Source organism: Solidesulfovibrio sp. C21 (assembly GCF_047785625.1).
Lineage (GTDB): Bacteria > Desulfobacterota > Desulfovibrionia > Desulfovibrionales > Desulfovibrionaceae > Solidesulfovibrio.
The window spans coordinates 1-3,944 of record NZ_JBLODY010000142.1 but is presented as its reverse complement, the minus strand read 5'-3'; the positions used below and the strand labels follow the sequence as shown (position 1 = coordinate 3,944).

Genomic DNA, 3,944 nt, shown 5'->3' with positions numbered 1-3,944 from the left:
GTTGGCGGGACGCGAAGGCGTATTCTTCGAATATGCGCCGCGCGCGTCCCGCCAACCGCCCGCCGGCCAGCCAAAGGAAGAGATCGAACCGACGCCGTTCGACGCCGTTGTTGGTTTTGGCGGGATACGGCGCTACACCGTCGCAACGGCACGGCAACGGCCTTTCCGGCCATGGTGCCGGTGCCGGTTGCCGTTCGGTTCGAGCGAAAGAAATTTGTCCCCTCCCTTGAAAAAGGGTGAGGTCAGCGGTTGTTGGCCGCGTAGAGGGCCGCCACACGGGCGGCGAGGCTATTCTCTTTTATTCGGCGCATGGGGGGCGGGGATTGCTGCGCCTCCTCACGCGGGCTGCCGGCGGCTTCGGGAAAAGAGCCGTTGGAAGCGATGGCCGTGGGCGCCCGCACCGTGGAGGCTTTGGTCGTGGCCGCCAGCGGGTCGGCCAGCTTGAAGGGCGAGGCGAATCGGTAGCCGCATTCCGGACAGGCCATGAGCATGCCGCCGATGCCGGCGGGAAAACGAAGCGCCTGGCCGCAGCCTGGGCAATGACGCACGGGTCCCTCGGACATCCGATCCTCCGATGCAGGACGTACTGCAAGAGAAGTACCTGCAAACCCGTGTCTGGTTACAGGATGGCGTGCAACAAGGGAAAGAAATGATGGAACAGCTTGTATTTGATGATTTTCTCAAGGTGGATATGCGCGTCGGCCGCATCCTGAGCGCCGAGCCGCTGCCCAAGGCCCGCATCCCGGCCTACAAGCTGACCATCGATTTCGGCGAGCTTGGCGTCAGAAAGTCGAGCGCCCGCGTCACCAATCTCTATGCCGCCGCCGAGTTGCCCGGCCGGCAGGTCATCGCGGTCGTCAATTTTCCGCCCAAGCGCATCGCCGGTTTTTTGTCGGAAGTGCTGGTGCTCGGCCTCGACGGCGAGGGGGGGGGGGTGCTGCTCGCTCCCGAGCGCGAAGTGGCCCTGGGACAGCGTGTATATTAAAGGGCATGCTGGGAACAAAAGGAGAGGGGAATGCGGCTTTTGGTATGGGGAACGGGATCGCGGGCAAAGGAATTGGTTCCGACGTTGCGAACCGGTGCGACGGAAATCGTGGCCTTTATCGACAGCTTCGATTCGGGTGGCAGTTTTTCGGGAAAACCGGTGCTTGCCCCCGGTCAGGCGGCGGCCTTGAAAGTCGGCTCCGACTACGACAAGATTGTTGTCGCCAGTTGTTTTGAAAAGGAAATCCTGGACAGTGCGGAATCCCTCGGATTTCCCCTGTCCGCCTTTCTGCCGGAATGGTTTTTCCATTTTTTGCGCTACGCGGGGCGGCTCAACGAGGAGCAGCTCGTCCGGCTTCTGGCCGTGCCCTGGTGGTACCATGCCTTCGAGATACTCCCCGGGATCATGACGCCCGGCATCTGCTCCTACAAGCCATATCTGCTCGACCATCCGTTGACGCGGGAGGTCTCCGGCAAAAAGGTCCTGGATATCGGTGCCTGGGACGGTCCCTACACCTTGGAGATGGCCCGGCGTGGGGCGCGGGTCACGGCCTTCGACATTCAGCCCCCGGACCATAGCGGCTTTGATGCGATGCGCGACTTAAACGGCATCGACGCGGCGCATTTCTGCGAGAGCGTCTACAATCTCGATCCGCAGCGGCACGGCCGGTTCGACGTCGTGCTTTTTTTCGGCGTCTACTACCATTTGCGCAGTCCCTTGCTGGCCATCACCAACATCAATGCCGTGCTGGAGGATGGCGGGCTGGTCTTTGTGGAAGGCGCGGTGCTCGAAGGCGCGTCCACTGTCGACGCTTTTTGCGCGGACAATGCGGACAGGATCGCGAATGTCGCCGCCATGCCCATGGCCTACTACGTCAAGGATATCTTCCAGGACCACTGGAGCAATTGGTGGGTGCCGAACATGGCCTGCCTGCGCCATTGGTTTACGTCCAGCGGCTTTGCCGTGGAGCACGAGGCCCTGTTCGAGAACGACTCGCGCGGCTACCTCATTGCCCGCAAAGTGGGTCCCGTGCCCCCGGAACACGCTGTGTTGGAAGGAGCGCGTTCATGATCCGCATGGCGGTGGGAGTGAACCTTCGCCTCTCTCGTGTTTCCCTTTGAAGGGGGCCCGGGGGGAATTATTCCCCCCGGCGGTGGGGTCCAGGGGAGGCAGAGCCTCCCCTGGAGTCTTCGCTTCTCCACCGCAGTAGAAACGCCAACACGGCGTCGCGGCAGGCTTCGATGGAGAGGTGTTCGGCGTCCACGACGCATTCCGCCTTCGGGTCTTCCTCGAAGGGCACGTCCACGCCGATGACCTGCCCCAGGCCCGGGAACTGCCGGCCGGTGGTCTTTCGCAGCATGGCCTTGGCGTAGAGTCCGGCCATGACCAGCCCTTCGGGGCGGGCCGCTTCCCGGGCCATGGCCGTGGCCAGGGGGCAGCGGATGTGCGCCTCGGCGAAGCGGTCCATGAGCGAGCGGGCGTAATCGCGCATGGCGCGTTTCGGGGCGGAGGCGTCCATGAGGATGTAGTCGTGGCCGCCGGCGCGGTACAGTCCGGCCGCCTCCTCGGCAAGGAGCCGGTAGGCCGATTCGCGTTCGGCCTCGCTGTAGGTGGGCTTGGGGAAGTAGGCCTTGCGCCGGGCATCCATCTCCAAATACGCCACGCGGGAGCCGCCGAGGGTCAGCGTTTTTTCCACGGCCCGGGCCACCGCGCTTTTGCCCGATCCGGGCAGTCCCGTGAACCACAGCGTGGCGGGCATGGTCACCTCATGTACCGGTTGAAGTCCTGGCAATCGAACCGGTCGTCCTCGAGCACGTTGACGAGAAAACGCAGGAGTCCCTTGCGCACCTCGGGCGGATGGCCGGGATACCACTGGGGCGAGGCCACGACCAGTCCCCGGAAGACGTAGAACGGCGCGATGACCGAAAAGATGTCGTCGTCGCCCGACTCGCGCAGGTACGTCTCCCAAAACGTCATGTACAGCCGCTCGAAATCCCCGGCGAGCCTCGGTTCCTTGTAGAGCCCGAACAGCACATAGTTGAGGCTCATGGTGGCCACATCGTCGGCCGGTTCGCCCCACTGCCCCCGGCTGCGGTCGAGCACGGCGAAGTCGCGTTTTGCGCCGTCTTCCTGGATCAGCACGTTCCAGGGGTGGAAGTCGCCGTGCACCTCGCTTAAGCGGTGGGTGTAGCCGCGAAGCTTCCAGCGCCAGTCGACCACGCGTTTTTCCAGGGCGCAAAACTTTTCCGGTGGGAACAGCTCGTACGGATGCGGGTAGGCGTCCACCAACCCGAAGATGCATTCCGACGCGCCGATCAAATTGCGCACCCGCCGCAGGTACAGGTCCGCGTCGTCCTTTTTGACGGCGTGCACCCGGGCCAGCCATTTGGCGAATTCCCGGGCCATGCGGACATCCTTGTCTTCCAGGCCCGTTTTCTGGATGCGTTGCAAATCCAGATAATAGTCGTACCCTTGGGCCATTTCGCTGAGGATGAAGAATTCCTTGGGCGCGGCCACCGGCACAAGATTGTCGTCCCGGTCGAAATAGCCCAGGCCCATGGGCCGCACGTGCTTTTCCATGCGTCCGCCGGCCTCGTACTGGAACATCAGGATGGCCGCCCGGTCCCAGTAGAACTGATGCCCGTACTTGTCGCCACGCATGATGGACAGCACGCCGTGGCGCACCGCGCCGTCGACTTCGAAATCCAGGCACACCGGCTTGCCGTAGCCGAATTCCTTCATGCCCTGGCCGCCCGCGCCCATGGCGCATACGCCGATAAGCCGCGCGCCGTCGCCGAATGCCTCGCGTAAATAGCGCTCCACAGCCTCGGGCCGCACCACGATGGGCGTCTTCTCCTCGGTCCCTTTGCGCATGGCTGGCTCCTTGGGGGAAAGTGGTGATGCTGCGGGGGGAGGGGACCCCTTTTTGAAAAAAGGGGTCCCCTCCCCCCTGCACCCC

At 63.5% G+C, this 3,944-nt stretch carries 5 protein-coding genes; 2 read left to right on the top strand and 3 right to left on the bottom strand.

Translation table 11 applies throughout. The annotated features are described in order from the left end of the window. Nucleotides 1–242 precede the first annotated feature (242 nt). Nucleotides 243–563 (bottom strand): hypothetical protein, encoded by a 321-nt coding sequence (locus ACMZ6R_RS20185; protein WP_416114749.1) that lies wholly within the window; start codon nucleotides 561–563, stop codon nucleotides 243–245. Between the two features lie 89 nt (nucleotides 564–652). Between ACMZ6R_RS20185 and ACMZ6R_RS20180 the strand changes: the two genes are divergently transcribed. Together ACMZ6R_RS20180 and ACMZ6R_RS20175 are read left to right on the top strand one after the other, a co-directional pair. Continuing rightward, entirely contained in the window at nucleotides 653–985 is a 333-nt protein-coding gene (locus ACMZ6R_RS20180; protein WP_416114748.1) for a tRNA-binding protein, read from the top strand. A gap of 30 nt (nucleotides 986–1,015) precedes the next feature. Beyond that, a complete protein-coding gene (locus ACMZ6R_RS20175; protein WP_416114747.1) occupies nucleotides 1,016–2,056 on the top strand; it encodes a class I SAM-dependent methyltransferase in 1,041 nt (346 codons plus the stop codon). Nucleotides 2,057–2,123: 67 nt separating this feature from the next. Here the strand turns inward: ACMZ6R_RS20175 and ACMZ6R_RS20170 are convergent, their stop codons facing one another. Both ACMZ6R_RS20170 and ACMZ6R_RS20165 read right to left on the bottom strand, forming a co-directional pair. Next, complete coding sequence (locus ACMZ6R_RS20170; RefSeq protein WP_416114746.1) at nucleotides 2,124–2,744, bottom strand: adenylyl-sulfate kinase; 621 nt, start codon at nucleotides 2,742–2,744, stop codon at nucleotides 2,124–2,126. Nucleotides 2,745–2,746: 2 nt separating this feature from the next. Continuing rightward, nucleotides 2,747–3,859, bottom strand: a complete 1,113-nt coding sequence (locus tag ACMZ6R_RS20165) for a phosphotransferase family protein (RefSeq protein WP_416114745.1) — start codon at nucleotides 3,857–3,859, stop codon at nucleotides 2,747–2,749. Between the last annotated feature and the right edge of the window lie 85 nt (nucleotides 3,860–3,944).